This window comes from Kutzneria sp. CA-103260, from assembly GCF_018263855.1.
GTDB lineage: Bacteria > Actinomycetota > Actinomycetes > Mycobacteriales > Pseudonocardiaceae > Kutzneria.
The window spans coordinates 10,976,769-11,002,006 of sequence record NZ_CP073318.1; the positions used below are offsets into that span (position 1 = coordinate 10,976,769).

Consider the following 25,238-nt stretch of genomic DNA (forward strand, 5'->3'; position numbering starts at 1 on the left):
TAGTCCATTGTTCACAGACACGTGTGCGCGTCACTTCGATGCCCAGGCCGCCACCCCTGCGCATGGAGGTAGCAGCTATGTCACGGAAGTGGACACGCTGGTTAGCCGGAGCGGTCGCCGCCGCCACGGTCGTGCTCGGCACCGCCGCCACCGCGGCCGCGGCCAGCAACCTGCTGGCCAACCCCGGCTTCGAGGCCGGCAACACCAGCAGCTGGACATGCAGCGGGGCGACCACGGTCGGCAGCCCGGTGCACAGCGGCTCGTACGCGCTCGCCGCCACCCCGGCCGGCCAGGACTACGCGCAGTGCAGCCAGAGAGTCACCGTGCTGCCGAACTCCGCCTACACCCTGTCCGCGTACGTCCAGGGCAGCTACATCTACCTCGGGGCCACCGGCACCGGCGGCACCGACCCGCAGACCTGGACCTCGTCGAGCGGCTACTCGCAGCTGTCAACCAGCTTCACCACCGGCGCCAGCACCACCAGTGTCACCATCTACATCCACGGCTGGTACGGCCAGCCCACCTACTACGCCGACGACTTCGTGCTCAGCGGCCCCGGCGGCGGTGGCGGCAACCCGACGGCCCCGGCCGCGCCCACCGGCCTGACGTCCACCGGCACCACGTCGTCCTCGGTGTCGCTGTCCTGGACGGCTCCGTCCGGCGACGTGAGCGGCTACAACGTGTACCAGAACGGCACGAAGGTCGGCACCGCCTCGGGCACCTCCTACACAGCCACCGGGCTGTCCGCCTCGACCAGCTACACCTACGCGGTGACGGCCTACAACTCGGTCGGCGAGTCGCCGAAGTCCAACCAGGTCACCGCGACCACCTCGTCGGGTGGCGGCGGCAACCCGGGCGGCGGCACGCTGCCCACCCACGTGCTCACCGGCTACTGGCACAACTTCGTCAACGGCGCCAAGGCCCTGAAGCTGTCCGACGTGCCCACCAGCTACGACCTGGTCGCGGTCGCCTTCGCCGACGCCACCAGCACCCCCGGCGCCATCTCGTTCACGCTGGACTCCGGGCTGTCCAGCGCGGTCGGCGGCTACACCGACGCGCAGTTCACCGCGGACATCGCCACCCTGCACTCCCGCGGCCAGAAGGTGATCCTCTCGGTCGGCGGCCAGAACGGCACCATCAGCGTCGGCGACTCGACCGCCGCGGCCAACTTCGCCAACAGCGCCTACTCGCTGATCCAGAAGTACGGCTTCGACGGCATCGACATCGACCTGGAGAACGGCGTCAACGCCACCTACATGGCCCAGGCGCTGCACAGCCTGGGCAGCAAGGTCGGCTCCAGCCTGATCGTGACGCTGGCCCCGCAGACCATCGACATGCAGTCCACCGGCGCGGCCTACTTCCAGCTGGCGCTGAACATCAAGGACATCCTGACCATCGTCAACATGCAGTACTACAACTCCGGCACGATGCTCGGCTGCGACCAGGCCGTCTACGCGCAGGGCACGGAGAACTTCATCACCGCGCTGGCCTGCATCCAGCTCCAGGGCGGTCTGCGCCCCGACCAGGTGGGCCTGGGCCTGCCGGCCTCGGGCAGCGCCGGCGCCGGCGCGGTGGCGCCGTCCGTGGTCAACGCCTCGCTGGACTGCCTGGCCAAGGGCGCCAACTGCGGCAGCTTCAAGCCGTCGGCCACGTATCCCACGATTCGCGGCGCGATGACCTGGTCGATCAACTGGGACGCCTCCAACGGCTACGCCTTCGCCAACACGGTGCACCCGCACCTGGGCTCGATGTAGGACGTTCGACACCGTACTCGCGGTAACCCTTAATCCGTGTCGAGTATCGCGAAGGGGCTCATTCCCGTTCGGGAATGGGCCCCTTCGTTCTGGTCTGTCACTCGATCGAATGAGTATGGGAGGGGCAATGCCCCGATTTATTGATTACCGACGGGTAGCATCGATAGAAAAGCTTTTCTCCGGCATTCACCAGGGCGGACTACCGTTGGTGTTCGGACGGACGCGTAACGCTGGCCGGTGGTTGTGACGACAACTGAGGGTCGTTGCCGCACTGTGACCGGCGGGACGACCGGACGTCCGGGTCACGGTTGCGTTTCGTGTTCTCCCTGGTAGGCGGGAGTGTCCTCGGGCCAGGTGATGCACCTTTTCCTGGTGTGTCTGCACGAGCCGCCCTGGACCGGGCGGCCGAAGACTGCGTGCTCCTCACGGTCGGTAGTGGGGTGTTCACCAGCGCGGATCCAATTCTGGAAACTTTCCCAGGGTTCTTGTGAGGGCGGCCACGCAGCGTTAGCGTCTTCCGTGCGCCCGGGAAGTTGGTGGGACAACATCCCGGGCACACGCCGCGTCGACGGGCTTTGGGAATGGTCCGACGGGTGGCAGCACGGGGCAAGGGGTGTCGGGGGTGTTCGGGTCGTCGGCCACGGTGGAGCGACCTGATTACTCGGCGCGTGGGGTGCACAACCGTAGTTGGAAAACCGATTCGCCGGAGATTCTCCATCGAGGGCGGATCACCACCCAATTTCACGTGCGGGGACAGATGAATAACTTGGCACAGGTTCTGCCTGTGGCGGCGGCCGTCGCGCCGGCGAAGCCGGTGGCAGCGTACGGTCCGCAGGACGAGCAGTTCCGGCAGCTCGTCGATGCCGCTGTTCATGGAAATTCCGTTGCCACGCAGCGGGTGTTGGAGTCCATCAGGCCGATCGTGCTGCGGTACTGCCGGGCCCGGATCGGCCGGCTGGACCGGTCGTTCGCCTCCGCGGACGACGTGGTGCAGGAAGTCTGCCTGTCGGTGATCTCGGCGTTGCCGTCCTACCGCGACCAGGGGCAGCCGTTCCTGGCCTTCGTGTACGGCATCGCGCAGCACAAGGTCGCCGACGCACACCGGGCGGCGGCCCGCAACCGGTCGCTGCCGGTGCCCGAGGTGCCGGACCGGCCGGAGACGGTCGCGGGTCCGGAGCAGCGGGTGCTGCAGGACGAGCTCAAGGGCAACATGGACCGGCTGCTGGCGGTCCTGTCCGACAAGCAGCGCGAGATCGTGCTGCTGCGGGTGGTCGTCGGCCTCTCGGCCGAGGAGACCGCCGACCTGGTCGGGTCCACCCCGGGAGCGGTTCGGGTGGCCCAGCACCGGGCGCTGACCAGGCTGCGCAAGCTGGTCGGCAACACGAAGGAGTTCTGAGGTAGGGCACCCGATGGGGTGAGGGAGTGTCATCCCATCGGGCTCGTGACGGGCTTGGTGAACCGGGCCTCCGGACACCGTGCCGTGTGGCAGCATCTGCGCGAAGCCAGCGTTGAGGGGGCATGCGTGCGGGTGCTGTCGGTCGACATGGGGATGTCGAACACGGTCGCGGTGCTGGCGGCGCCCGGTCAGGAACCCCGCGTCGTCGAGGTCGACGGCGCGGCCGTCATGCCGTCCGCCGTCTACGCCGACGAGGCCGGCGTGATCCTCGTCGGCCGGGACGCCGAACGGCAGGCCCGGATCGATCCCGCGCGTTTCGAGGCCACTCCGAGGCGCCACATCGACGACGGCGTGCTGCGGCTCGGCGCCAGCGTCGTCCCGGTCGCCGACGCACTGGCCGCCGTGCTGCGGCGGGTGCTCGACGAGACCACGCGCCAGCTTGGCGGCGCGCTGCCGGACGAGTTCCGGCTCACCTATCCCGGCCGCTGGGGCCTGCCGCGGCAGAACACTCTGCTGTCCGCCGCCCGGCTCGCCGGCATGACCGGCGACATCGTGCTCGTGCCCGCCTCCGTCGCGGCCGCCGCCTACTGCCGGCTCGCCCCGGGCGCCTCCGTCGCCGTCTACGACCTCGGCGGCGGCACCTTCGACGTCGCCGTGATCGAGGCGACCGGCCCCGGCTTCACCGTCCTGGCCGAGGATGGCCTGCCCGATTTCGGCGGCGCCGACATGGATCGGCTGCTGCTGGAGTACATCGGCCGGCAGGTCTCCAACCGGGACGCCGCGAAGTGGCAGCAGCTGGATCACCGGGCGTTGCTCTTGGAGGTCCGCGCCGCCAAGGAGGCTCTGTCCGGCCGGCCGCAGGCCGAGATGCCCATGCCCGAGCCGTTCGCCGACGTCCTCGTCACCCGCCCCGAGCTGGAGGCCCTGGTCCGCCCCGGCCTGACGCGGAGCGTCGAGCTGCTGACGGCGACCATCACTGCCAGCGGCGTGCGCCCCTCGGGGGTGTATCTGGTCGGCGGGGCCAGCCGGACGCCCTTGGTCGCGACCCTGATCGGCGACCGGCTCCGCGTCGTGCCCGTGCTCGCCGACCGTCCCGAGGCGGCCGTCGCCTTGGGCGCGCATCTCGTGCCGCGGCACGGGGTGTCGTTTCGGGCTCAGCAGCAGCCATCCAGCCAGCCGCCTCAAGCCCAGCAATCTCTGGGTTACCTGCCGCCCGCGCAACAACAGTCGCCGCGGCAGTCCCTGACCAACCAGCCCTCGCCTTCCTCCCAGAACTTCCCCAACACCGGCGACTTCATGGCCGGGGCCAACTTCCCCCAGCTGCCACCACAGCCCGCCCCCGTCCGCAAGGGCGCATCGAAGGCGACCTACGTGGCGTTGGGCGCGATCGTGGTCGTGGCCCTCCTCGTGCTCGGCGGCTTCCTGGTGTTCGGCCAGCGGAGCTTTCCCAGCGCGGCGGACTGCGCCGGCCAGCCCGGATCGCCGGACGACAAGGGGTTCACCAGCTGCACCCGCCAGCTCGCCGGGCCGGTGGCCGACCAGGGCGACTGCCACGGCGGCTACGACGGCAGCGGCCTCACCGTGCCGGGACTGGCCGGCAGCTCCGTCACCTGTCACACCAGCGGGCAGACCGTTGTCTATATCCAGGCAACGTCGCTCGACGAGGTGAACCGGAAGGTGGCCGCGATGATGGACGCTTACCCCAGCAGCGCCAAGGTGAAGGCGCAGTGGCGGGGCAACGGGCTGTCCGGCGGGTACGAGGCGCTCGCGCCGAGCGGCGTGGGCATCGTCGTGTTCACGGTGTCGGACCGACCGCTCGTCGGCGTGCTCACCGCGCCCGCCACCTCGGCCCCGAGCTCACTCACGGCAGCCAGAGCGGCCGGCGCGTTCGAACGTTCGGTGCAGCCCGGCACCTGATTGGTCGTCAACGACCATGGCCACCGCGTGTGACGATCAAAAGGTGGACCGCCGCCATCCCGCGCAGCGCCGGGTGCTCGGATTTCTCGTCGGCACCCAGGCCGTTGGCTCCGTCGGCGTCGGCACCGGCATCACGCTGGCCGCGCTGACCGCGACGACGCTGTCCGGGTCGGTGGTGGTCGGTGGGTTGGGAGCGACCGCGATCGCCGTCGGCGCCGCGCTGCTGGCGGTGCCCGTCGCCGCGCTCGCCCGTCGTTGTGGACGACGGCGTGCACTGGCAGCGGCGTACGGCGTCGGTGCGCTGGGCGGCGTCGGATGTGCCGCGGCCGCGGCTTTCGGTTCGTGGCAACTGCTTCTGCTCGCGTTGACGGCTTTCGGCGGCGGCACGGCGGCCACCCTGGCCGCCCGGTACGCGGCCGCGGACCTGGCCAACCCCGGACGACGGGCCGGCGCGATGTCCACGGTCGTGTGGGCGACCACGATCGGCGTCATCGCCGCGCCGAACCTGGCCGCGCCAGCGACCGCCGCCTTCGGCGCCGGCGGACCGTTCCTGCTCTCGACTTGCACCTTTGCCCTGGCCGGCGGCGGAATTCTGCTCGGCCTGCGACCGGATCCGTTGCTGGCCGGGCGAGTCGCTGTGGTCGTCGGCGACAGTTGTTGCGGCGTCGGGGCTTCCGAGCTGCCACGCCGGCACACCCGGGCCGAGGTGTGGCTTGCTTTGGGCCCCAACGTGCGGCTGGCGCTGCTAGGGGTCGCCCTGTGCAACACGGCGATGACCGGGATGATGTCGATGATGCCGGTGCAGATGACCGGCGGCGGCTCGACTCTGACCGTCGTCGGCCTCGTCGTCAGCGTGCACGTCGCCGGCATGTACGCCGCGAGCCCGCTGTTCGGCGTGCTCGCCGACCGCATCGGCCGGATGCCCGTGCTCGCCCTCGGCGCCGCCCTGGTGGTCGCCGGAGCCGGCGTGTGTGGCATGGCCTCCGCCCACGACGCCCCGCAGATGGCCATCGGCATGACCATGCTCGGCGGCGGCTGGTCGGCCGGCGTCGTCGCCGGCTCGGCCCTGCTCACCGAGTCCGTGCCGGCGGCCCTGCGTCCCTCCACGCAGGGCCTCGCCGACCTGGTCCTCAACGCCGGCGGCGTGCTCGGTGGCCTGCTCGCCGGCGTCATCATGAGCACGTCGTCGTTCACCGTGCTCGGCCTCGTCGTCGGCTTCGCCGCCCTGCCGCTGCTGATGGCGTGCATGGGCACCACGCTGCGCCCGGTGGCGCCGACCGATCCTCAGGACGTCGGAACCGCCCGGATGAGCCGCGTCTCGCCGGGCCGCAGCGTCGCGCTGTAGCTGCCGCTGACCGAGCCCTTGGCCTTCTGCGCCCACAGGTCCGTCACCGCGGCGCTGCCGGTGGTGATGCCGACCTGCGACCAGTTCACCGTGATCGTGGCGTTGCCGCTGGTGCCGGTGTTGAACAGGGCGACGACGTACGCGCCGGAGGGCTCCTTCTTGGCCCACACCTGGTTGTTGCCGCTCTTGGTGATCCGCTTGGCCGCGATGGCGTCCTGGTCCACGCCCAGCACCGAGTCGTTGGTCAGCATCGCCTTGTCGGTGGCGTCCAGCTGGGTCAGGTCGGTGCCCAGCAGCAGCGGGGCCGCCGCCATCGCCCACAGCGTCAGGTGGCTGCGGCGCTGGTCGCTGGTCAGGCCGGTGTTGTCGCCGTTGCCGATCTCCAGCGAGTCCAGGTCGTTCCAGCCGCCCGGGCCCGCGTACTGCTGCCACGACGAGGCCGTGTCGAACCGGGCCGACACGTGCTTCCAGTCGGTGAGCGGGAAGCTGGCGCCGTTGGCGCCGCAGTAGCACTCCACGTCGCCCTGGGTGCGCCAGCCGTTCGCGTACTGCTGCCACGTCTTCGCGTCGGCGATGGCCAGGTTGTTGGACAGCTCGAAGTGGATCGGCCGGCCCGAGTTCTTCAACGCCGCCGACCAGGCCTTCACATCAGGGATGTCCGGGCTGCCGACGCCGTCGATCTTGAGGTAGTCCACGCCCCAGTCGGCGAACTGCTTGGCCCACGAGTCCACGAAGGACTGCGCCCCGGGCTTGCTGTAGTCGATGCCGTACATGTGCTTGCAGTTGTAGTTCTTCTCCTGCGCCGAGGTCACCGCGATGTCCTTCGCGTGGTAACTCGTGCCGGCGATGGGGGAGTTGGCCTTGACCGCGTTCTCCGCGATGCCCGGCGTGACGTAGAGCCCGAACTTCAGCCCGTCGGCGTGCACGTGGTCGGCCACGGCCTTCATCCCGTCCGGGAACTTGCTCGTGTCCACCACCCAGCGCCCGTTGCCGTCCACCACCGGGCCGTTGCCGTCGCACTTCATCCAGAAGTCGTCGAGGTTGACGTACTCGAACCCGTGCTGGCTCAGGCCCGAGCTCTTGATCGCGTCCGCCTGGGCCTCGATCTTCGCGGCCGTCGGCGCCTTCCGGATGAAGCTCCAGCTGCTCCAGCCCATCGGCGGCTTGGCCGCCAGACCGTTGTTCTCGGCGTTGGCCACAGGGGTTGTCGTCGCTACAACTGCTAGCGCCGCTAGCAGGGCGAGCGGTAACGCGTACCGGCGCACGGGGTCCTCCTACCCAAGTCGTGCGGCGGCGGCGCCTTGCAACGTCATGGAAACGTTTGCAGTGTAAGTGCTGGAAGGTGCCTGGGGCTAGCTCCCTCATGGACGGGCGACCGAGGACTGCGGGGAACCGGTCATCGGCTCGGTGCGGCGCCGAAAGCCGAGCTCAGAGGTCGGGACGCGGTGGGTTTCCGGCGCGCTCGCCGCGGCAGCGGCCGCCACCAGGCACACACCCGCGGTGAAGATCGCGACGCCCAGCCAGTCCTGTTTCGCCGTGCCGATCGCCGCGACCACGCTCGGCGCGAAGCCGGCGATCGCGAACCCGATCTGGGTGCCGATCGCCATGCCCGACAGGCGAACCTTCGCGCTGAACATCTCGCCGTACAGCGCCGGCCAGACGCCGTTGACGCCCGAGTACACGACGCCGAACAGCAGGATGCCGACGGCGAACACCAGTGGGTACGAGCCGATCGAGATCGACCAGAGATAGGGGAAGATCAGCACCCCGCAGCCCACGCAGCCGGCGACGAACACCGGCTTGCGGCCGACCCGGTCAGCCAGTCCCGCCAGCAGCGGGATCGCCACCAGCGCGACGACATTGGCGAGCACACCGACCCACAGCATCGAGGAGCTCGCCAGTCCGATCGTGTTGACCGCGTAGCTGAGCGCGTAGACGGTGAAGATCGTGCTCACCGAGGCGATCGTCGCCGCGACGACCACCCGCAGGACGTCCGTCCAATGATCGCGGAACAGCACGGCTATCGGCAGCTTCGCGACCTCGATGCGTTGGAACACCGGCGTCTCGGCGAGCGTGCGGCGGACGACCAGACCGACGATCACAACGAGCGCGCTGCCCCAGAACGGCAGCCGCCATCCCCACGCCAGCAGTTGTTCCTGCGGCAACGCGGCCACCGGCAGGAAGATCGCGGTGGCCAGGATCTGTCCGGCCTGGGTGCCGCTGAGGGTGAAGCTGGTGAAGAACGCACGGCGGTGCTCCGGCGCGTGTTCGAGCGACATCGAGTTCGCGCCGGCCTGCTCGCCGGCGGCGGACAGCCCTTGCAACAGGCGCAGGACGACCAGCAGCACCGGGGCGAGCAGGCCCACTTGGCCGTAGGTGGGCAGGCAGCCGACGCAGAACGTCGTGATTCCCATCAGCAGCAGCGTGAAGACCAGCACACGCTTGCGGCCGAAGCGGTCGCCGATGTGGCCGAGGATGACCGCACCGACCGGGCGGGCCAGGTAGCCGACGCCGAACGTGGCCAGCGCCAGCAGCGTGCCGGTCGCGGAGGCGTACGCGGGGAAGAACACCTTGTTGAACACCAGCGCCGCGGCGGTGCCGTAGATGAAGAAGTCGTAGTACTCCAGCGCGCTGCCGATCCAGGCGGCCAGCGCCGCCTTGCGGGGCATCGGTCCGGTCATGGGATGCGCTCCTGACGTCCATGCTTCGGTGCGGGGACTCAGCCAGGCAATGTACGGCCTAGTTAGTTAATAGAGGTTCATAGACGCGAACCCTGGTGTCAAGGGGGACGTTTTCAGTCCGTGAGGTAGTCCACCAGCAGGTCGCCAAGCATCGCGCGGTAGTGCTCGCGCCGGGTCGGGTCGAGCATGTCGCGGCCGAAGATCGCCTGGAAGGTGTGGCGGTTCGCCAGCCGGAACACGCAGAACGAGCTGATCACCATGTGGATGTCGAGCGGGTCCACGTCGGTGCGGAACCGGCCGGCGGCACGCCCGCGTTCGAGGATTCGGGCCAGCCCGTCCAGGGCTGGGTTCGCCAGTCCGGCCAGGATCTCCGAGCGGGCGATGTGCTGCGCACGGTGGATGTTCTCGATGCTGACCAGCCGGATGAAGTCCGGGTTGGCCTCATGGTGTTCGAAGGTCAGCTCGGCGAGGCGGCGGATCGCGTCCTCCGGCTCGAGGTGCTCGACGTCGAGTTGGGCTTCGAGGGCGCGGATGGCCTGGTACGAGCGCTCCAGGACGGCGATGTAGAGCTGCTCCTTGCCGCCGAAGTAGTAGTAGATCATGCGCTTGGTCGTGCTGGTGAGGTCGGCGATCTCGTCGACACGGGCGCCGGTGTAGCCCTTGTCGGCGAACACCCGTGTGGCCACCTGGAGGATGTCGGCGCGCGTGCGTTCCTTGTCGCGCTGGCGCTCGGCCTCCGGCGATGGTGCGGCCACCGGGCTCCTTCCCGCTGCTGGATGACTCACTGTAACGCAGCCCTTTCGCGGCGGTCGCCCTTCGCGTACAGTGAACTCACTAGTTCGTACATTGCAGCTTGTTGCCGTGCGGGAAGGCATCGCTCGTGGCCAGCTACCTCATCGGACTCATCGGCTCGGGCATCGGGCCGTCGGCCAGCCCGGCGTTGCACGAGCGCGAGGCCGATCAACTCGGCCTGCGCTACGTCTACCGCCGGCTGGACCTCGACGTACTGCGCCGCCCGGTCGCCGACGTGCTGGCTGCCGCCCGACTCGCCGGTTTCGACGGGCTCAACGTGACCTATCCGGCCAAGCAGGAGGTGCTCCCCCAGCTGGACGAGCTCTCGCCCGAAGCCGCCGCGCTCGGCGCGGTCAACACAGTGGTCTTCCAGCACGGCCGAGCGATCGGTCACAACACCGACGCCGTCGGCTTCGCCCAAAGCCTCACCCGCGGCCTGCCCGACGCGTCCACAAAGGACGTCGTCCTGCTCGGTGCGGGCGGCGCCGGCGCCGCGGTTGCGCACGCCCTGCTCTCGCTGGGCACCGCACGGCTCACCATCCACGACGTGGACGGCGTGCGTAGCGCAAGACTCGTCGACGCACTGCGACAGAGGTTCGGCGCGGACCGGGCGGAGGTCGGCGGCGTGGACGCCGTGCGCCAGGCCGACGGCCTGGTGCACGCCACCCCGACTGGAATGGCCGCTCACCCCGGCCTGCCGCTGCCGACCGAGCTGCTGCGGCCCGAGCTGTGGGTCGCCGACATCGTCTACCGGCCGCTGGAGACCGAGCTGCTGGCCGCCGCCCGTGCGCGTGGCTGCCGCGTCCTGCACGGCGGCGGCATGGTCGTGCTGCAGGCCGCCGAGTCGTTCCGGCTGTTCACCGGCGTGTCCCCGGACCCGGAACGAATGCTGCGGCACTTCGACGCCCTCGAAGGGAAGGCCGCCCGTGCCGCCTGAACCACGTTTCGCGATCGCCACCGTTTGTCTGTCGGGCACTCTGGAGGACAAGCTCGGCGCGGCCGCCGCCGCGGGCTTCGACGGCGTCGAGCTGTTCGAGAACGACCTGTTGGCGTCGCCGCTGCGGCCGGCCGAGGTTCGCCGCCGCTGCGCCGATCTCGGCCTCTCGATCGATCTCTACCAGCCGTTGCGCGACATCGAGGCCGTGCCGCCGGACGTCCTGGCCGCCAATCTGCGCCGCGCCGAGCACAAGTTCGACGTGATGGCCGAGCTGGGCGTGGATACCGTGCTGGTCTGCTCCTCCGTGTCCCCGGACGCGATCGACGACGACGAACTGGCGGCCGAGCAGCTGCGCGAACTGGCCGACCGGGCCGGCGCCCGTGGCCTCCGCGTTGCCTACGAGGCGCTGGCCTGGGGCCGGCACGTGAGCTCGTATCAGCGCGCGTGGCGGATCGTGCGGCGGGCCGCCCATCCCGCACTCGGGGTCTGTCTGGACAGCTTCCACATCCTGTCCAAGGGCCATGACCCGGCACCCATCCGGGCGATCCCGAGCGAGAAGATCTTCTTCCTCCAGCTGGCCGATGCCCCGCGACTGCCGATGGACGTGCTGCCGTGGAGCCGCCATCACCGGCTCTTCCCCGGCCAGGGCGACTTCGACCTGACCGCCTTCACCGGCCACGTGCTCGCCGCGGGCTACCGCGGGCCGCTCTCGCTGGAGGTGTTCAACGATGTGTTCCGGCAGGCCGATCCCCGGCCGGCCGCCGTGGACGCGCTGCGGTCGCTGCGCGCGCTCGCGGAGTCGGTCGGTGCGCTTGAGCTGCCGCTTGCGCCGCAGCTGACCGGGCACGCATTCGCCGAGGTGGCCGCGGGGCCGGAGGACGAGACCGGCCCCGTGCTCGCATCGCTCGGTTTCGCGCGGACCGGCGTCCACCAGTCCAAGCCGGTGGAGCTGTGGGAGCAAGGCGACGCCCGCGTACTGGTCAACCGGGCCGCGTCCAGCGGCGCGCTCGGCGCGCTGGGATTCACCAGCGCCGACCCCGCGCGGTCGGCACGCCGGGCCGAGACACTGTCCGCACCGGTCCTGCCGCGTACGCGGGGCCCGCGCGAGGCGGATCTGGCCGCGGTCGCCGCACCGGACGGCACCGAGGTCTTCTTCTGCGGGAACGACGACTGGATCAGTGACTTCGTGCCCACCGGCGAGACCGCCAACGGGGTCGGGATCATCGGCATCGACCACGTGGCGCTCGCGCAGCCGTTCGACCACTTCGAGGATGCCGTGACGTTCTACCGCACGGTGCTCGGACTCACCCCGGCGCCGGTCGCGGAGTTCGCCGCGCCGTTCGGGTTGGTGCGTAGCCGGGCCGTCGTGGCCGGGCGCGTCCGGGTGACGCTGGACGGCACCCTGGTGCGGCGGGGCGGCTGGGCGCCCGCGGTCCCCGAGCCGCAGCACGTCGCGTTCGCCTGCGCGGACGCGGTCGCGGCGGCCAGGATTCTGCGTGCGCGGGGCGCCGAACTGCTGGGCATCCCCGACAACTACTACGACGACCTGGCCGCGCGGGTAGCTGATCCGGCCGGCGGGATCGACGCGCTCCGCGCGAACTCCGTCCTCCACGACCGCGACGAGCACGGCGAGTTCCTGCACTTCTACACCGCGCTGGCGGGTTCGCGGGTGTTCTTCGAAGTCGTACAACGCATCGGCGACTACCGCGGCTTCGGGGTCGCGAATGCGCCGATCCGGATGGCCGCGCACCGCGCCCGCCGCGGCACGAGCGCGGCGGTGAGCTCCTGAAACTGGCCGCTCTCGGTTCGCTCAACCGCGCCTTGACTGCACGGCCTCGGGGCTAGCTCTCCGGAGCGTCATTCGAGGGGGAGACCGGTCTCCCGCACCGTCCACCGACCGGGTCCGCCGGTCAGTTGGGTCACCGTCGACGGCGAGATGTCCACCCGCCAGAACGCCGAGGCCGGCGCCCCTAGCGCCGCTAGGATCGCGGCCCGGATCACGGCCGGCGACGTGACCACGCCGAGCCGGCCGACGTCGCCCTGCCGGTCCAGCCAGTCGGCGACCCGCTTGAGCACGCCGCTGACCGGCTCACCGCCGTGCGGGGCGGCGTCCGGATCGGTCATCCAGGCCAGCAGCTCGGTCTGCTCGACCTCGGCCAGGGACCGGCCGCGCCACGAGCCGTGGTCCAGATCGGCCAGGGCCTCGTCGACGGTGGCGTCCCAGCCGAGGGCGTCGGCGGTCTGCGCGCAGCGCAGCTCCGGCCCCCGGCCGAGAACGTCCATCCTGGCCGGTCCGGCCAGCGCCGACGGCCGTCGTGACAACGGCTCGTCGGCGGGAAAACGCGCCTGCCGCACGGCGTCGGTGGCGCCGTGGCAGACCAGGAAGATCCGGTTCAGGCGGCCACCTGCTCGGCCTTGGGGGCCAGCAGCCGCTCGGCCAGCGGCGCGAACACCAGGCCGAGGACCGCCCACAGGATCGCCTGCGCGGCCACCGAGTAGAAGCGGAAGTCCCACAGGGTGTCGGCCGGGAAGCCCGGATAGACGATCTGGCCGGCCGGGTTGCGCAACGGCAGCGGCGTCTCGGTCGCCTGCGGGCCGTAGTCGCGGACATTGGCGGCGAGCTCGCCCAGCGAGGGCAGCAGCGCCATGACAACCCCGGTCACCACCACAAAAGCCAGCGCCGCCAGCAGCGTGGCGTTCCAGTTGCCGAACCGCTTGGCCAGCCGCTTGCCCAGGATCACCGCGCCGATCAGGAACGCCACCGAGCACACCATCATCAGCACGTACAGCGCGCCGCGGACGCCGATCGTCTCCGGGTGGCCGATCGACGGCGGGTTGGCCGGGTACTTCACGAACGGCACCAGGTAGATGCCGACGAAGCCACCGCCGGCGACCAGCACCGACAGCGTGCGGGGCCGCAGGTTGCCGACTCGGCCCAGGCAGATCGCGTAGGCCACGGCGAAGAAGGCGCCCATCGCCACGCCGAACAGCACCATGCCGGCGCCGATGCCCAGGTTGGCCTGGACGGCCCGGCTGAAGATCTCCGGGCCCGCGTCGCCGACCGGCAGGCCGGCCGCCTTGTCCAGGGCGGCCTGGGCCTCGTCGCGGCCGCTCTCGTAGTCGATCGCGGCCTGGATCTGCGGCTCCGCGAAGATCCGGGCGAAGACGAACGCCAGCAGTCCGGCGAGTGCGCCGACCAGCACGCCCCGCAGGATGATTCGCTTTTCCATGTTCGGTTGTCCTGCCTCGGATCGATCAGTGGCAGGGGAAGCCGAGGAAGTGGCGCGCGTCGTGCACGAACTCGTGGATGTACATGTTGTCGCCGAACACCGAGGTGGCGCCCTGGTCGATGCCGATGAAGTAGTACAGCGCCAGTGCGAACAGCAGGGTGCCGCCCAGCCACAGCATGGCCTTCGGCAGCGGCAGGACAACGGGGGTGGGTACCGCGGTGGTCGCGGGCATGGTGCTCACGGGGCCTCCTTCGGGGATCGTGCGTCCCGTTCGTTCGTGGGGCAGTGACGACGTGGTGTCTGACTCACCCGTCTCCGGGCTCACAGTGGCGCGACCGTGCCGGAATTCCACCGGCTTACGCACACCGTCACTCAGCGCGGCACATTACGGATCTCGATCGCCGCACGTCAATCCGCCGAGCAGGGCGTATGAGATCAGTGTGAGGCAGCCGTCACGACGTTGCGCAACAGCAGCGCGGTCGTCACCGGTCCGACACCTCCCGGCACCGGCGTGACCGCCTCCGCGATCGGCTCCACCGCCGCCGTGTCCACGTCGCCGACGAGGCCACCGTCCGTGGTCGGGTTCGTGCCGACGTCGATCACCACCGCGCCCGGCCGGATGTGCGCCGCTCCCAGCACGTGCGCGCTGCCGGCGCAGGCCACCACGATGTCCGCGCGGCTCGTCTGCACCGCCAGGTCCTTGGTCTTGGAGTGGCACACCGTCACTGTCGCGTTCTCCGCGAGCAGCAGCAGCGCCGCCGGTTTGCCGACCACCGTGCTGCGGCCCACCACCACGACGTCCGCGCCGGCCAGCGTCGTGCCGTGCGCGCGCAGCAGCTCCACCACCGCCTGCGCCGTCGCCGGGGCGAAGGCCGGCAGGCCCGCCGCCAGCCGGCCGAGGCTGGTCGGGCTCGCGCCGTCCACATCCTTGGCCGGGTCGATGTGCACCGCCACCTCGTCGAGGGTGAGGCCCGGCGGCAGCGGCGTCTGGCACATCACGCCGTGCACCGTCGGGTCCGCGGACAGCTCCGCCAGGCAGGGGCCCACCAGCTCACGCTCGTCGACGACCCGCACCGCGACGCCGACCTTCTCGGCCGTGCGCACGAGGGAGCGGACGTACCACGCCGTCGCCTCGTCGTCGGTCGGGACCACGATCGCCAGCGTCGGCGTGGTGCCGGCGGCCCGCAGCCCGGCCGCGTCCGCCGCGACCTGGGCACGGATGGTGGCGGCCACCGCGCGGCCGTCGATCAGGGTCATGCCAGCTCCTCGATGAACTTCTCGGCCGCGGCGACCTCGTCGCCGATGCGGGCCAGTTCCGCTTCCAGTCGGGCTCGGGCGACTACGTCGGTCATCGACGCCCGGTTCACCGCCACGTTCACCGCCGCCGCCTGCATGGCCGCTCGGGCCGACACCGCCGCCACCGCCACGTCCGACAGCACGTTCACGTTCGCCCCGGGCCGGATCCTCTTGGCCAGCCCCAGGATCTCCCTCGCCAGCTCCGCCGTCCGCAGCGGCACCTCCGCCGCCTCCGCCAGCGCCCCCTGGATCGCCTCGCTCCTTCTCGCCTTCTCCTCGTCGCTGGCCTTCGGGAGCTTGTAGGCGTCCGTCACCCCCTTGAACGCCTTCGCGTCCGCCGCCGCGAGCTCGATGGCTTCCTGCCGCCGCTCGCCCGCCTCCTTGAGCACCGCTCGCATCGTCTGCTCGTGCTCCGCGTACTTCGGCCGGCCCACTGTCAGCTCGCACACCATCGACACCAGCCCCGCCGCCATCGCCGCGTGCATCGCCGCCACCGCCCCGCCTCCCGGCGCCGGCTCCGCCGACGCCAGCTCGCCGAGCCAGTCCCCGATCGTCTGCTCCTGCATGGGATCAAGCCTAGAACCGCTGCCCACCCCCGAAAGCGGCACCGACCGTCCCGCGCTGCCGAAGTCCCTCCCCGACGGCCGAGTTCCCACTTCCGGCCCACCGCTCCCGTTTCCCCGGCCCCGAACACCTGCCCCCGCAGACACCCGCTTTGCCGCCGGGCCCTGCCTGCACTGCCCGCGCATTCCCCAGCCACCAAGCCCGCCTTCGCGGCTCACCTCGCCCCTGTGTCCGCCTTCGCAGCCCATCCACCTCGCGCCAACAGCCACCAAGCTCGCCCGTCGCCCGTCGCCAAGTCCGCCTCCGTAGCCCCATCCACTGCAAAGACCGGCCTTGCCCTTACCCACCCAGCCGCCCGTCGGCCCCGACCGCGTTCGCCGGTTCTCTCGGCCTTGTCCGGCCGGCCCGCCACGAAGTCCGCTTTTGTAGCCCCGTCCGCCGCAAAAGCCGCCCTCGATTCCTGCCCACCCGCGGATCGGCTTCGGGTGGCGTGGGCCGCTTGGTCGGCGGCCGCGTCGAAAGGGTCACTCTTTGTCACCGTCCGACTTCGGGCTGCCGGTCGCCGGCTCATGCGGTCGTGCCCGCCCGGTTTTGCCATCAGGTCCGCCTTCGTGGCGCTATCGGCCACGGGGGTCGTCCCGCATTGCGATCGATCACGGCCCGGCTCGACCGGGTGGCCTCAACTCTTCGCCCCTCTGGTGGCGAGTGCGGGCGTCCTGAGCTGGCACAACCGCGTCCAGGGCGACCCTGAGCGCGGCGGGCCGGACCGCGGACATAAAGAAGCGCCGCAGCCCTGGGGGTCGACTGCGGCGCCTCGCCGTGAGTTTCCAACTGCTGAGGTCGGGGGGATCACGGGCCCTCACCAAGGATAGCGTGTTTCCCGGAGCAGGGAAGCCCTCGGTCCCCACTTTCTGCAATTTGCTGTCAGCGTAGGCTTGACCACGATGCGTATCACTGCCTTTCGGGCCCTGATGGCCGAGGAGTTCGGGCGGGTCCGGTCCGAGATGATCGCCCGCGACCACGTGTTCTCCGACCTGGACGGGATGACCGTCGACCAGGCGCTGGAGGCCGGGGTGCCGACGAGGACGATCTGGCGGGCGGTGTGCGAGGCGTTCGACGTCCCGGTCGAGCGGCGCTGAGGAGTGCGGACGGCGTGTCGGTTTTCCCTCGAACAGGTGTTCGGCTAGCCTGAGGATCCGCGGGTCGCCGAAATTGTCAGACCCTCCCCGTAGCGTCCTCGGTGACGACAACCGGCGGCGGGCCTGGGCAAGCGGGCCAGCCAGACAGACAGAGGTGAACACCCCATGGCACCAGCAGCACCGGACAAGGACAAGGCGCTCGAACTGGCCCTGGCCCAGATCGACAAGAACTTCGGCAAGGGCTCGGTGATGCGCCTCGGCCAGGAGACCCGGGCGCCCATCGAGGTGATCCAGACCGGCTCCATCACGCTCGACGTGGCGCTGGGCATCGGCGGCTACCCGCGCGGCCGGGTCATCGAGATCTACGGCCCGGAGTCCTCCGGTAAGACCACGGTCGCGCTGCACGCGGTGGCCAACGCCCAGCGCAACGGCGGCATCGCCGCGTTCATCGACGCCGAGCACGCGCTGGACCCGGACTACGCGAAGGCCCTGGGCGTGGACACCGACGCCCTGCTGGTCTCCCAGCCGGACACCGGTGAGCAGGCGCTGGAGATCGCGGACATGCTGGTCCGCTCGGGCGCGCTGGACATCCTGGTGATCGACTCGGTGGCCGCGCTGGTGCCCCGGGCCGAGATCGAGGGCGAGATGGGCGACAACCACGTCGGCCTCCAGGCCCGCCTGATGAGCCAGGCGCTGCGCAAGATGACCAGCGCGCTGAACAACTCCGGCACCACCGCGATCTTCATCAACCAGCTGCGCGAGAAGATCGGCGTCATGTTCGGCTCGCCGGAGACCACGACCGGTGGCAAGGCGCTGAAGTTCTACGCCTCGGTGCGCCTGGACGTGCGCCGGATCGAGACGCTCAAGGACAGCGGCGACGCGGTCGGCAACCGGACCCGGGTCAAGGTCGTCAAGAACAAGGTGGCCCCGCCGTTCAAGCAGGCCGAGTTCGACATCCTGTACGGCCACGGCATCAGCCGCGAGGGCTCGCTCATCGACATGGGCGTCGAGCAGGGCATCCTGCGCAAGTCCGGCGCCTGGTACACCTACGACGGCGACCAGTTGGGCCAGGGCAAGGAGAACGCCCGCAAGTTCCTGCTGGAGAACCCGGACGTGGCCAACGACATCGAGAAGAAGATCAAGGAGAAGCTGGGCATCGGCGCCCAGGTCGACGCGGAGGATGCGCCGGCTCCGGTCGACTTCTGAGCCGGTGATGGAGCGGGAGGAGGCGTCCGGCGAGAAGCCGACGGTGCGTGACGCGCCGGAGGTGCGCCGGGCGCAGGATCTCTGCGTGCGACTGCTCAGCGTGCGGGCCCGGTCCCGTACCGAGCTGCGGCAGGCCATGGCACGCAAGGAGGTCGAGGAGGAGGTGGCCGAGTTGGTGCTCGGCCGCCTGGACCGAGCCGGCCTGATCGACGACGAGGCGTTTGCGCACGAGTGGGTGGCTTCCCGGCACAACCACCGGGGCCTGTCCAAGCGGGCGTTGGCGGACGAGCTGCGCCGCAAGGGCGTCGATGGCTCGGTGGCCGCCGAGGCCGTCGCCGCCGTGGACGAGGACAGCGAGCTTGAGCGAGCCCGCGAGCTGGTGCGGCGCAAGCTGTCGTCCGTTGCCCGGTTCGACGACACCACCAAGCTCCGTCGCCTGGTCGGCGTGCTCGCCCGCAAGGGCTACCCCGAAGGCATGGCGGTCCGGGTCGTACGCGAGGAACTGAGCCGCAGCGGCACACCGGGTCTCCCCGACGACGACTTCTGACCGACGCCGATCAGGATCGGGTTGTGCCCGGCTCACCTGGACAGATCATTGCCATGCCGGCGGTCCGGTAGTGCCCAGGACATGGCCGAGGTAGGGGGCGGCAAGGCAAGCCCGGCGTTGTGTAGCCACGGCCAATCGAGGCTGGCGCGCATGGGTGTTCGCATGCGGTCGGGTCTGTCGCCGTTGGAGCTCCCGGCCTGAGGCCGCGCGGACGGCGAGGCCGGCAGTGGGCGAGGACCGCGTCGACCGGCGGGTCGGCGCCGAGGCTGAGCCCGGGGCGGAACGCCGAAGCCGGCCGGGAGAGTGGGTGGGGGCTGGTCAGCGCTGCCAGTGGAACTCGTGGATGGCCTGGTGACGGCCGCCGCCGCTCAGGATGGTCCGAGGCTCGATGTCCTGGATCATCTGGTCCACGGTGACACCGAAGAAGCGGGCCTGGGCCTCGATCTCGTCATCTTCCTCGGGCGGCACGAAACGGTTGAAGCGGATGGTGTCGGGGTCATCGCTGCTCATGCCGTTCATCTACGCGGCAGAGGCCGGATGTGCTCAGCGCCACCGCGGATCGGCTCGCGGAAAGTCCCGGACTTCACTCGCTGGGATGAGAGAAACTGGGCATATGTCCGATCCGCGCGAGGCCGCGCGCCGCGAACTCGAGTTGATTCGTCGTGACGCGCGACAGCCATGGCGACGGTGGCCGAAGCGGGTGGGCGCGTCGATCGCAGCGGCGGTGCGGGCAGTGTGGGACTTCCTCAAGGAGTTGGTCGCGGAGGTGGTCGGCGAGGTGCTGGTGGCCGTGGTGTCGCTGGGGCTGCTCGGGGTTGTTGTCGCCCTGGTGTCCTGGGGATGGCGGCACAGCCCGACGGCGACCGTGGTGCTGGTGGCGGGACTGGCTGGTTTTCTGGGCTATGGCGGTTACGAGCTGATCGGCCGGCGCGGACGACGGCGGGGGCGGCTGGCCGCGACGGCGGCCGGGGCAGCGGGCTTCGTCGAGGTGTGGGCGTCGATCGTGGCGGTGTATTACGTAGGCTGATCCGGTGACAAAGCTGCGGGCACGCCATGTGGTCTGGGATTGGAACGGAACACTCCTGGACGACAACCACGCAGTGCTAGCAGCGGTGAACTCCGTGTGTGCGCAGTACGGCCGCGCGGCGGTGACGCTGGACGAGTGGCGCGCCGTGTTCAGCCGGCCGATCCTCGCCTGCTACGAGAAGGTGCTGGCCCAGCCGCTGACGGACGCCGACTGGGAAGTGATCGACCGGCACTATCACAGCGCGTACCGGCTGGAGCTGGACACGTGCGGCCTGGCGGCCGGGGTGCCGGACCTGCTGCACGAGTGGCGGGATGCCGGCCGCACCCAGTCGCTGCTGTCGATGTGGTTCCACGACGAGCTGGTGCCGTTGGTCGGCAAGCTGAGCCTGACGGACCTGTTCGCCCGGGTGGACGGCCTACGCGGCTACAACATGGGCGGCTCGAAGGCGGCGCACCTGGTCGAGCACCTGAAGGCACAGAAGCTGGATCCGGCCGATGTCGTCCTGATCGGCGATGTCGTGGACGATGCTGCGGCCGCGGCGCAGGTCGGCGCCCAGTGCGTGCTGGTGACCACGGGCATGATGCCGCGATCGCGGCTGGAGGCGGCCGGAGTGCCGGTCACCGACTCGATTCCGGAAGCTCTGGCGCTGATCGACGCGTAGCGCGGTGCCATGACAGGGCGGCCGGCGCGCCGACGGCCATGCCGCCGAGGCCGGCCAGCCCGATGGTCAGCGGCGTCCCGATCACGTCGGCGAGAACCCCCGCGACCAGGACGCCGATGCCCTGCACCGTGACCAGGCCGCTGACGACGATGCCCATCACCTGCGCCCGCCCCGCACTCGGCACCGCCCGGGCCAGCGATGCCGTGTCCTGTGTCTGATACGCCTGCGCCAACGCGCCAGAAATTCCTAGCGCCGCTAGCGAAACAAGCAGCCCCGGCTGCAGCGCACACACGAGCAGTGGCAGGCCCGCCAGCACCGCTAACAATCCGAGCAGCCGCGTCCTGAGCCGTTCCGGGATCCACCGGGCCAGCACGAACGCCCCTACCACCGACCCCGCCGGATCCGCTGCCATCAGCAGGCCAATGCCGACCGTGCCCGTCCCGATCGCCGCCGCGTACGGCGCCGCCAGCCCCTCCGGGACCACGTAGAACCCGGCCAGCCAGCTCAACACCGCCAGCGCCCGCACCGCCCGGTCCCCGAGAACTACGCGAAAGCCCGCCAGCACCGATGCGGTCGGTCGGGCCGGGGACGGGGACGAGGTTGGTGGGGCTGGGGATTGTGTGGCGGATCGGCGTGTGGCTGGTGGTGTGGGCGTAGCGGATGACGGCGTGGCTGGTGGGGTGACTGGTGGCGGCGGTGACACTGCCGCTGGGTGGCGGACGCCGAATCCGACCAGGAGGGCCGAGGCCACGAAGGTTGCGGCGTCGACGGCGAGGGCCCAGTACGGGGTCAGTGCGGCGACGAGGAGACCGCCGCAGGCGAAACCGGCGAGTTGGGCGGCCTGGATGGTCATGCCCCGGATGGCTAGGCCGGAGACGTAGAGCTCGCCGTCGAGGACGTCGGGCAGGAGCGCCTGCTGGGCGGCCCGGAAGGGACCGCCCAGCAGGGTGACGGCGATGAGCAGGAGGTAGAGCATGGGCAAGGGCATGCCGGGGACGGCCATGGCGGCGACGAGCACGGCTCGGATGAGGTCGCACGTGACCATGACGGTCCGCCGGGCGACCCGGTCGGCGACCCAGCCGAGGAGGGCGCCGCCGACCAGGGTCGGCACGAAGGTGAGGGCGTAGGACAGAGCGGTGAGTGCGGGTGAGGAGGTCCGCTGGAACACGAGCACGGCCAGCGCGACCCGGGCCAGCTGGTCGCCGGCCTGGGACAGCGCCTCACCGGACCACAGCCACCGGAAGTCCCCCACCGCCAGCACCGAGCGGAACATCAGCCCACGGTAGCGGTCCTCGCCCGACGCCGCGCCGTCCAGAAAGTCAGCCGGCGGTGGCGGCTCCTGTTCGGTGGCGGGTCATGGTGATCAGGCCGGCGATGACGACCATCAGCACGCAGGTGACGATCGCGGTCTGCACCAGGAAATCGGTGAGCTGGCCGTGCTGGAGGTAGTCGCCGAGGGCCAGCGCGACCAGGGCGCAGACGGCGCGGTCGATGATGGACTCGATGGACAGCAGCGTTGCCCGGTAACGGGAATCGGTGATGGCGGCGTTGAGCAGGGCCCGCTGGATGGGGAAGGAGAGCCCGCACGCCAGGGAGAACAGGCACAGCGCGATCACGGAGCCGACGATGCCGAGCAGCCCGGCCAGGGCGAGCGTGACGGCCATGGCGATGGTCAGTACGAACACCGAGCGAACATCGCTGATCCGCTTGCGGAGCCAGTTGGGCCGAGCGGCGCCGAGGGCCTCGAAGACGGTCATGAGAGCCATGACGACGCCGTAGAGGACAACAGGAGTCTGCTTGCTGTCCAGGATGGGCTGGAACAGGTTGACGGAGCAGATCCGGGCCAGGGTGAAGATGGCGACGCCCTGGACCATGAGCAGGACGAGCAGACGAGAAGCCCGCATCTGGGCGAAGGAACCGCGCAGGGCGACGGAGATGGGTGGGCGGGGAGTCCGCCCGGAGGTGGGGGTTGAGTCCTCGGCGGCCGCGGACGGGGAGGCCTGGTCGGTGCCCGCGGCTGATCCGCCGGAGCCGGCGGAAGGTGTGGCCGAGGGCGATGGCGGGGAAAGGACCGTGGCGGACGCCGGAGAGCGGCGGGCGGGGATGGCGGGTAGGAGCACAGCGGCCAGTACGGCGATGGCGGCGTTGATGGCGCTGAGCCAGTACGGGGAGGGCATGTTCCACTGCATGAGCAGGCCGACGACGGGCCAGCAGACGACCTTGCCGATGAGACTGTAGGAGCGGCCGTAGCCCTCGGCCTGGGGGTAGTCCGCGCCGGCGCCGGCGGCGTGCATGTACTCGTACAGGTAGGCGCTGGCGGCGCCGGAGACGAGGGAGCGGGCCAGGGCGATGAGCAGGAAGTGGACGAGGAAGCCGGTGTAGTCGGAGAGGAGGACGGGCGTCATGTTGGCGGCGATGAGCACAACGCCGCCGGCGACCAGGCAGTGCCGGTAGTCGAAGCGGTCGGCGACCATGCCGGTGGGGATCTCGAGCAGGCAGAAGGCGATGTAGTAGATGCTCTGGATGCCGAAGATCTGCCCGTCGGACAGGCCGATCTGGCGCTGGTACTCGTAGAACACGGGCAGCCAGAGCAAGAGGCCGAAGAAGAACTGGAAGGTGTAGCTCAGCCACACCGCACGGCGAACGGCGCTCATGCGCTGTAGGGGCGGAGCTGGACGACGGTGATGCGCGAGTCGTCGGCGATCCACTCGACGTCGACGGGGGAGTCGAACGTGTAGTCGGGGGAGAAGTGGGCCTGCAGCAGCCGCCCGGCGATGGCCAGGCGCTGGAGTTGTTGGCGGGCGCCGACATCCAGGTCCTCAGGGGCGTCGCCGAGGGAGACGGTGCGGCCGTCGCCCTCGACGGTGCTGTACAGGTACTGGATGGGCAGCGTCGCCCCGGACACCACGTCGATCACGGAGTTGACCGAGACGTTCACGTAGACGTTGCGGAAGTCCTTGCGGTTCAACGGGTTGGTCGTCACCATGACACCGCCGCGGACGCCGTCGACCTGCTCCTGGACGATCACGCCCATGTAGCTGTCGTCGAGGGAGATGCCGGCCTGCTGGCGGAGTCGGACGCTGCGCGGCGACACCAGGGAGGACCAGACCTCCTTGATGGACGAGAAGATCCGGTCGGCGGTGGTCACGTGGTTGATCGACTCGTAGATGCCGGCGGCGGAGAAGCCGGCCAGGTCCTCGGCGTTGGAGGAACTGCGCACGACGAAGGTGCGCACGCCGCCGAGCTCGGACACCAGGGCGGCGTCGACGGCTTCCCGGAGGTCGTCGGGGATGCGGGTCAGGCGGATGAGCCGCTGCAGTTCGAGGCAGAGCCGGTCGACGTCGGGAACATCCAGCTCCAGAGCCATCTTCAGCTTGCCGATGGCTTGCTGCACACGCGGCGACGACTCCAGGAACCGCCGCTGCACGGAGAACGGCAGGGCGATTCCCCTGGGCACGGCGATGTTCTCGCGCAGCAGGCGGATGGCGGCGTCGTTCAGGTCGGCGTCGACCGGCACGTCCAGGAGCTTGGCCAGGTACGGCAACAGGTTCTCGCGCGGTGGCCGGCGCACCTGGTAGAAGCCGAGCAGCCGGCCGGAGCCGTTGGCGAGAACATGGTGCAGCTCACCGAGATTGGCCGCCTTGGTGCCGTAGCGGTGCCGGTCGTGCAGCCGCAGCCGGTCCAGGCTGGTGATCGGCGAGGTGTGGGATTCGGGCTCCTCCAACACGATCCGCTGCGCGTACCAGGCCGGCTTGCGGCCGATGTCGACGGCGTCCTCGGTCGGTGTCAGGGCGATCTCGTCGGCGGCGGGGTCGACCGAGTAGCGCACCCAGCGCCCGTTGAGCTGTTCGGCGTCGATGCGGTCGAAGACGCCGAGCTGCACGGCGTTGGGCACCTGCCAGCCCGAGGCCAGCACATTGGTGTGGGACAGCGGAGTGGTGTGGTGGGCGTTGACGATGCCGGCCAGCCGCGGCACGTCGTCGGGCACCCGGTGCATGACGATGATGTCGTACCACTCAAGGGAATCCGCCGCGGCGCGGTAGTCGGCCTCGGTGCGGAAGGCCCGCAGCCGCCCGTGCGCGGAGCCGGGATTGAGCGGCACGAAGCGGGCCGACGAGAACAGCTCGTGCGCCTGGATCCGCGGCACCTCGGCGGCGGGGATCTCGGCCAGCAGCTCTTCCTGGCTGTGGTTGGCCGGTTTCACCAGAATCGGCAGCGCCGGGTCGACCGCGTCCCGCACGGCCCGGTAGAAGTAGGCCAGCATCGGGCCGGACATGGTGTCCACCTCGACCGTCTCCAGCGAGAGCATGCGCCGGTCGTCGGTGGTGTGCAGGGCCAGGATGCCGAGATAGAACCGGCGATCTTCGGCCTGGTAGACGCTGTGATTGAAATCATCGATCGTGGCCTCGAGTTCGGCCTTGGAGATGCCGAGGATCTCGGCCGCGATGTACTCGGCGTGGAACGGATACCGCGCGTCATTGACGAAGTGGATGTGCCCGCCGGGCCGGTCGACCACCACCTTCACGAACGGATAGCCGCCCAGTCGGCCGGCTAATTGTGTGAAGGCGGTCATGGTCAGCTGGGCGTCGATCAGCGCCGGTGCATCCACTTCTTGCTCCCCAGGTCTCGTGCGAACGGCGAAGGAAACTACCACGGGAGACAAAAGGGATTCCCCTAGCAAACGGGTGCAGTGCTCGGTATCACCCGGGAAGTGCCCTCGAATACGAGAAACGAGGGCCTCACCCG

General features: G+C 70.2%; 23 protein-coding genes and 1 riboswitch. Of the genes, 11 read left to right on the forward strand and 12 right to left on the reverse strand.

Going from position 1 to position 25,238, the window contains the following annotated elements; genetic code table 11:
- Positions 1–77 precede the first annotated feature (77 nt).
- The 4 genes from JJ691_RS49325 (at position 78) to JJ691_RS49340 (ending at position 6,412) form a co-directional block, all read left to right on the forward strand.
- Positions 78–1,754 carry a chitinase gene (locus tag JJ691_RS49325; RefSeq protein ID WP_211766256.1) on the forward strand — a complete coding sequence of 559 codons (1,677 nt, stop codon included), beginning with the start codon at positions 78–80 and terminating at the stop codon, positions 1,752–1,754.
- Positions 1,755–2,568: 814 nt separating this feature from the next.
- Complete coding sequence (locus JJ691_RS49330; RefSeq protein ID WP_249228368.1) at positions 2,569–3,150, forward strand: sigma-70 family RNA polymerase sigma factor; 582 nt, start codon at positions 2,569–2,571, stop codon at positions 3,148–3,150.
- Positions 3,151–3,276: 126 nt separating this feature from the next.
- Positions 3,277–5,067: an Hsp70 family protein gene (locus JJ691_RS49335; RefSeq protein ID WP_211766258.1), complete on the forward strand. Its 1,791-nt coding sequence runs from the start codon at positions 3,277–3,279 to the stop codon at positions 5,065–5,067.
- Positions 5,068–5,110: 43 nt separating this feature from the next.
- A complete protein-coding gene (locus tag JJ691_RS49340) occupies positions 5,111–6,412 on the forward strand; it encodes an MFS transporter (protein ID WP_249227530.1) in 1,302 nt (433 codons plus the stop codon).
- Here the strand turns inward: JJ691_RS49340 and JJ691_RS49345 are convergent.
- From JJ691_RS49345 to JJ691_RS49355, 3 genes are all read right to left on the reverse strand, one after another.
- Positions 6,352–7,611, reverse strand: a complete 1,260-nt coding sequence (locus JJ691_RS49345) for a glycoside hydrolase family 27 protein (RefSeq protein WP_211766260.1) — start codon at positions 7,609–7,611, stop codon at positions 6,352–6,354. The genes JJ691_RS49340 and JJ691_RS49345 overlap by 61 nt on opposite strands.
- Before the next feature lie 162 nt (positions 7,612–7,773).
- Positions 7,774–9,093 (reverse strand): MFS transporter, encoded by a 1,320-nt coding sequence (locus JJ691_RS49350; protein WP_211766261.1) that lies wholly within the window; start codon positions 9,091–9,093, stop codon positions 7,774–7,776.
- 113 nt (positions 9,094–9,206) lie between these two features.
- On the reverse strand, positions 9,207–9,848 hold the full coding sequence (locus JJ691_RS49355; RefSeq protein WP_211766262.1) for a TetR/AcrR family transcriptional regulator: 642 nt from the start codon (positions 9,846–9,848) through the stop codon (positions 9,207–9,209).
- Positions 9,849–9,973: 125 nt separating this feature from the next.
- Between JJ691_RS49355 and JJ691_RS49360 the strand changes: the two genes are divergently transcribed.
- Together JJ691_RS49360 and JJ691_RS49365 are read left to right on the forward strand one after the other, a co-directional pair.
- Entirely contained in the window at positions 9,974–10,822 is an 849-nt protein-coding gene (locus JJ691_RS49360) for a shikimate dehydrogenase (protein WP_211766263.1), read from the forward strand.
- Positions 10,812–12,611: a sugar phosphate isomerase/epimerase and 4-hydroxyphenylpyruvate domain-containing protein gene (locus tag JJ691_RS49365; protein WP_211766264.1), complete on the forward strand. Its 1,800-nt coding sequence runs from the start codon at positions 10,812–10,814 to the stop codon at positions 12,609–12,611. Before JJ691_RS49360 ends, JJ691_RS49365 begins: the two co-directional genes overlap by 11 nt.
- Before the next feature lie 68 nt (positions 12,612–12,679).
- On the opposite strand, the gene JJ691_RS49370 is transcribed toward JJ691_RS49365, so the two are convergent.
- From JJ691_RS49370 to JJ691_RS49390, 5 genes are all read right to left on the reverse strand, one after another.
- Positions 12,680–13,219: a histidine phosphatase family protein gene (locus JJ691_RS49370; protein ID WP_211772225.1), complete on the reverse strand. Its 540-nt coding sequence runs from the start codon at positions 13,217–13,219 to the stop codon at positions 12,680–12,682.
- The gene (locus JJ691_RS49375) at positions 13,216–14,052 is read right to left on the reverse strand and encodes a CbtA family protein (protein ID WP_211766265.1); all 837 of its coding nucleotides are present in this window, start codon (positions 14,050–14,052) and stop codon (positions 13,216–13,218) included. Before JJ691_RS49375 ends, JJ691_RS49370 begins: the two co-directional genes overlap by 4 nt.
- Before the next feature lie 25 nt (positions 14,053–14,077).
- Entirely contained in the window at positions 14,078–14,284 is a 207-nt protein-coding gene (locus JJ691_RS49380) for a CbtB domain-containing protein (RefSeq protein ID WP_211772226.1), read from the reverse strand.
- 65 nt (positions 14,285–14,349) lie between these two features.
- Positions 14,350–14,410: riboswitch (cobalamin riboswitch) on the reverse strand.
- A gap of 77 nt (positions 14,411–14,487) precedes the next feature.
- Complete coding sequence (locus tag JJ691_RS49385) at positions 14,488–15,309, reverse strand: bifunctional 5,10-methylenetetrahydrofolate dehydrogenase/5,10-methenyltetrahydrofolate cyclohydrolase (RefSeq protein ID WP_211766266.1); 822 nt, start codon at positions 15,307–15,309, stop codon at positions 14,488–14,490.
- A complete protein-coding gene (locus tag JJ691_RS49390; RefSeq protein ID WP_211766267.1) occupies positions 15,306–15,914 on the reverse strand; it encodes a cyclodeaminase/cyclohydrolase family protein in 609 nt (202 codons plus the stop codon). The genes JJ691_RS49385 and JJ691_RS49390 overlap by 4 nt, the downstream gene beginning before the upstream one ends.
- A 942-nt stretch (positions 15,915–16,856) precedes the next feature.
- Between JJ691_RS49390 and JJ691_RS49395 the strand changes: the two genes are divergently transcribed.
- The 3 genes from JJ691_RS49395 (at position 16,857) to JJ691_RS49405 (ending at position 18,804) form a co-directional block, all read left to right on the forward strand.
- A complete protein-coding gene (locus JJ691_RS49395) occupies positions 16,857–17,051 on the forward strand; it encodes a DUF3046 domain-containing protein (RefSeq protein ID WP_211766268.1) in 195 nt (64 codons plus the stop codon).
- 165 nt (positions 17,052–17,216) lie between these two features.
- Positions 17,217–18,257 (forward strand): recombinase RecA, encoded by a 1,041-nt coding sequence (gene recA / locus JJ691_RS49400; RefSeq protein ID WP_211766269.1) that lies wholly within the window; start codon positions 17,217–17,219, stop codon positions 18,255–18,257.
- Positions 18,258–18,264: 7 nt separating this feature from the next.
- A complete protein-coding gene (locus tag JJ691_RS49405; protein WP_211766270.1) occupies positions 18,265–18,804 on the forward strand; it encodes a regulatory protein RecX in 540 nt (179 codons plus the stop codon).
- A 318-nt stretch (positions 18,805–19,122) separates the two neighbouring features.
- Here the strand turns inward: JJ691_RS49405 and JJ691_RS49410 are convergent, their stop codons facing one another.
- Positions 19,123–19,314 carry a hypothetical protein gene (locus tag JJ691_RS49410; protein WP_211766271.1) on the reverse strand — a complete coding sequence of 64 codons (192 nt, stop codon included), beginning with the start codon at positions 19,312–19,314 and terminating at the stop codon, positions 19,123–19,125.
- A 190-nt stretch (positions 19,315–19,504) separates the two neighbouring features.
- On the opposite strand from JJ691_RS49410, the gene JJ691_RS49415 reads away from it, so the two are divergent.
- The gene (locus JJ691_RS49415; protein WP_211766272.1) at positions 19,505–19,831 is read left to right on the forward strand and encodes a hypothetical protein; all 327 of its coding nucleotides are present in this window, start codon (positions 19,505–19,507) and stop codon (positions 19,829–19,831) included.
- 4 nt (positions 19,832–19,835) lie between these two features.
- Positions 19,836–20,492 (forward strand): HAD family hydrolase, encoded by a 657-nt coding sequence (locus JJ691_RS49420; protein WP_211766273.1) that lies wholly within the window; start codon positions 19,836–19,838, stop codon positions 20,490–20,492.
- Here JJ691_RS49420 and JJ691_RS49425 read toward each other — a convergent pair.
- From JJ691_RS49425 to JJ691_RS49435, 3 genes are read right to left on the reverse strand one after another with little or no spacing between them, the layout of a single operon-like run.
- Positions 20,449–21,765 (reverse strand): MFS transporter, encoded by a 1,317-nt coding sequence (locus JJ691_RS49425; RefSeq protein ID WP_211766274.1) that lies wholly within the window; start codon positions 21,763–21,765, stop codon positions 20,449–20,451. The two genes, JJ691_RS49420 and JJ691_RS49425, sit on opposite strands and share 44 nt — an antisense overlap.
- Before the next feature lie 46 nt (positions 21,766–21,811).
- Complete coding sequence (locus tag JJ691_RS49430) at positions 21,812–23,146, reverse strand: MFS transporter (RefSeq protein ID WP_211766275.1); 1,335 nt, start codon at positions 23,144–23,146, stop codon at positions 21,812–21,814.
- Entirely contained in the window at positions 23,143–25,101 is a 1,959-nt protein-coding gene (locus JJ691_RS49435; protein ID WP_249227533.1) for a PEP/pyruvate-binding domain-containing protein, read from the reverse strand. Before JJ691_RS49435 ends, JJ691_RS49430 begins: the two co-directional genes overlap by 4 nt.
- Between the last annotated feature and the right edge of the window lie 137 nt (positions 25,102–25,238).

Coding starts and splice junctions, on each gene's coding strand:
- JJ691_RS49325 (WP_211766256.1), top strand. CDS start 78: ATGTCACGGAAGTGGACACGCTGGTTAGCCGGAGCGGTCGCCGCCGCC.
- JJ691_RS49350 (WP_211766261.1), bottom strand. CDS start 9,093: ATGACCGGACCGATGCCCCGCAAGGCGGCGCTGGCCGCCTGGATCGGC.
- JJ691_RS49375 (WP_211766265.1), bottom strand. CDS start 14,052: ATGGAAAAGCGAATCATCCTGCGGGGCGTGCTGGTCGGCGCACTCGCC.
- JJ691_RS49380 (WP_211772226.1), bottom strand. CDS start 14,284: ATGCCCGCGACCACCGCGGTACCCACCCCCGTTGTCCTGCCGCTGCCG.
- JJ691_RS49385 (WP_211766266.1), bottom strand. CDS start 15,309: ATGACCCTGATCGACGGCCGCGCGGTGGCCGCCACCATCCGTGCCCAG.
- JJ691_RS49390 (WP_211766267.1), bottom strand. CDS start 15,914: ATGCAGGAGCAGACGATCGGGGACTGGCTCGGCGAGCTGGCGTCGGCG.
- JJ691_RS49395 (WP_211766268.1), top strand. CDS start 16,857: ATGCGTATCACTGCCTTTCGGGCCCTGATGGCCGAGGAGTTCGGGCGG.
- recA (WP_211766269.1), top strand. CDS start 17,217: ATGGCACCAGCAGCACCGGACAAGGACAAGGCGCTCGAACTGGCCCTG.
- JJ691_RS49405 (WP_211766270.1), top strand. CDS start 18,265: ATGGAGCGGGAGGAGGCGTCCGGCGAGAAGCCGACGGTGCGTGACGCG.
- JJ691_RS49410 (WP_211766271.1), bottom strand. CDS start 19,314: ATGAGCAGCGATGACCCCGACACCATCCGCTTCAACCGTTTCGTGCCG.
- JJ691_RS49425 (WP_211766274.1), bottom strand. CDS start 21,765: ATGTTCCGCTCGGTGCTGGCGGTGGGGGACTTCCGGTGGCTGTGGTCC.
- JJ691_RS49430 (WP_211766275.1), bottom strand. CDS start 23,146: ATGAGCGCCGTTCGCCGTGCGGTGTGGCTGAGCTACACCTTCCAGTTC.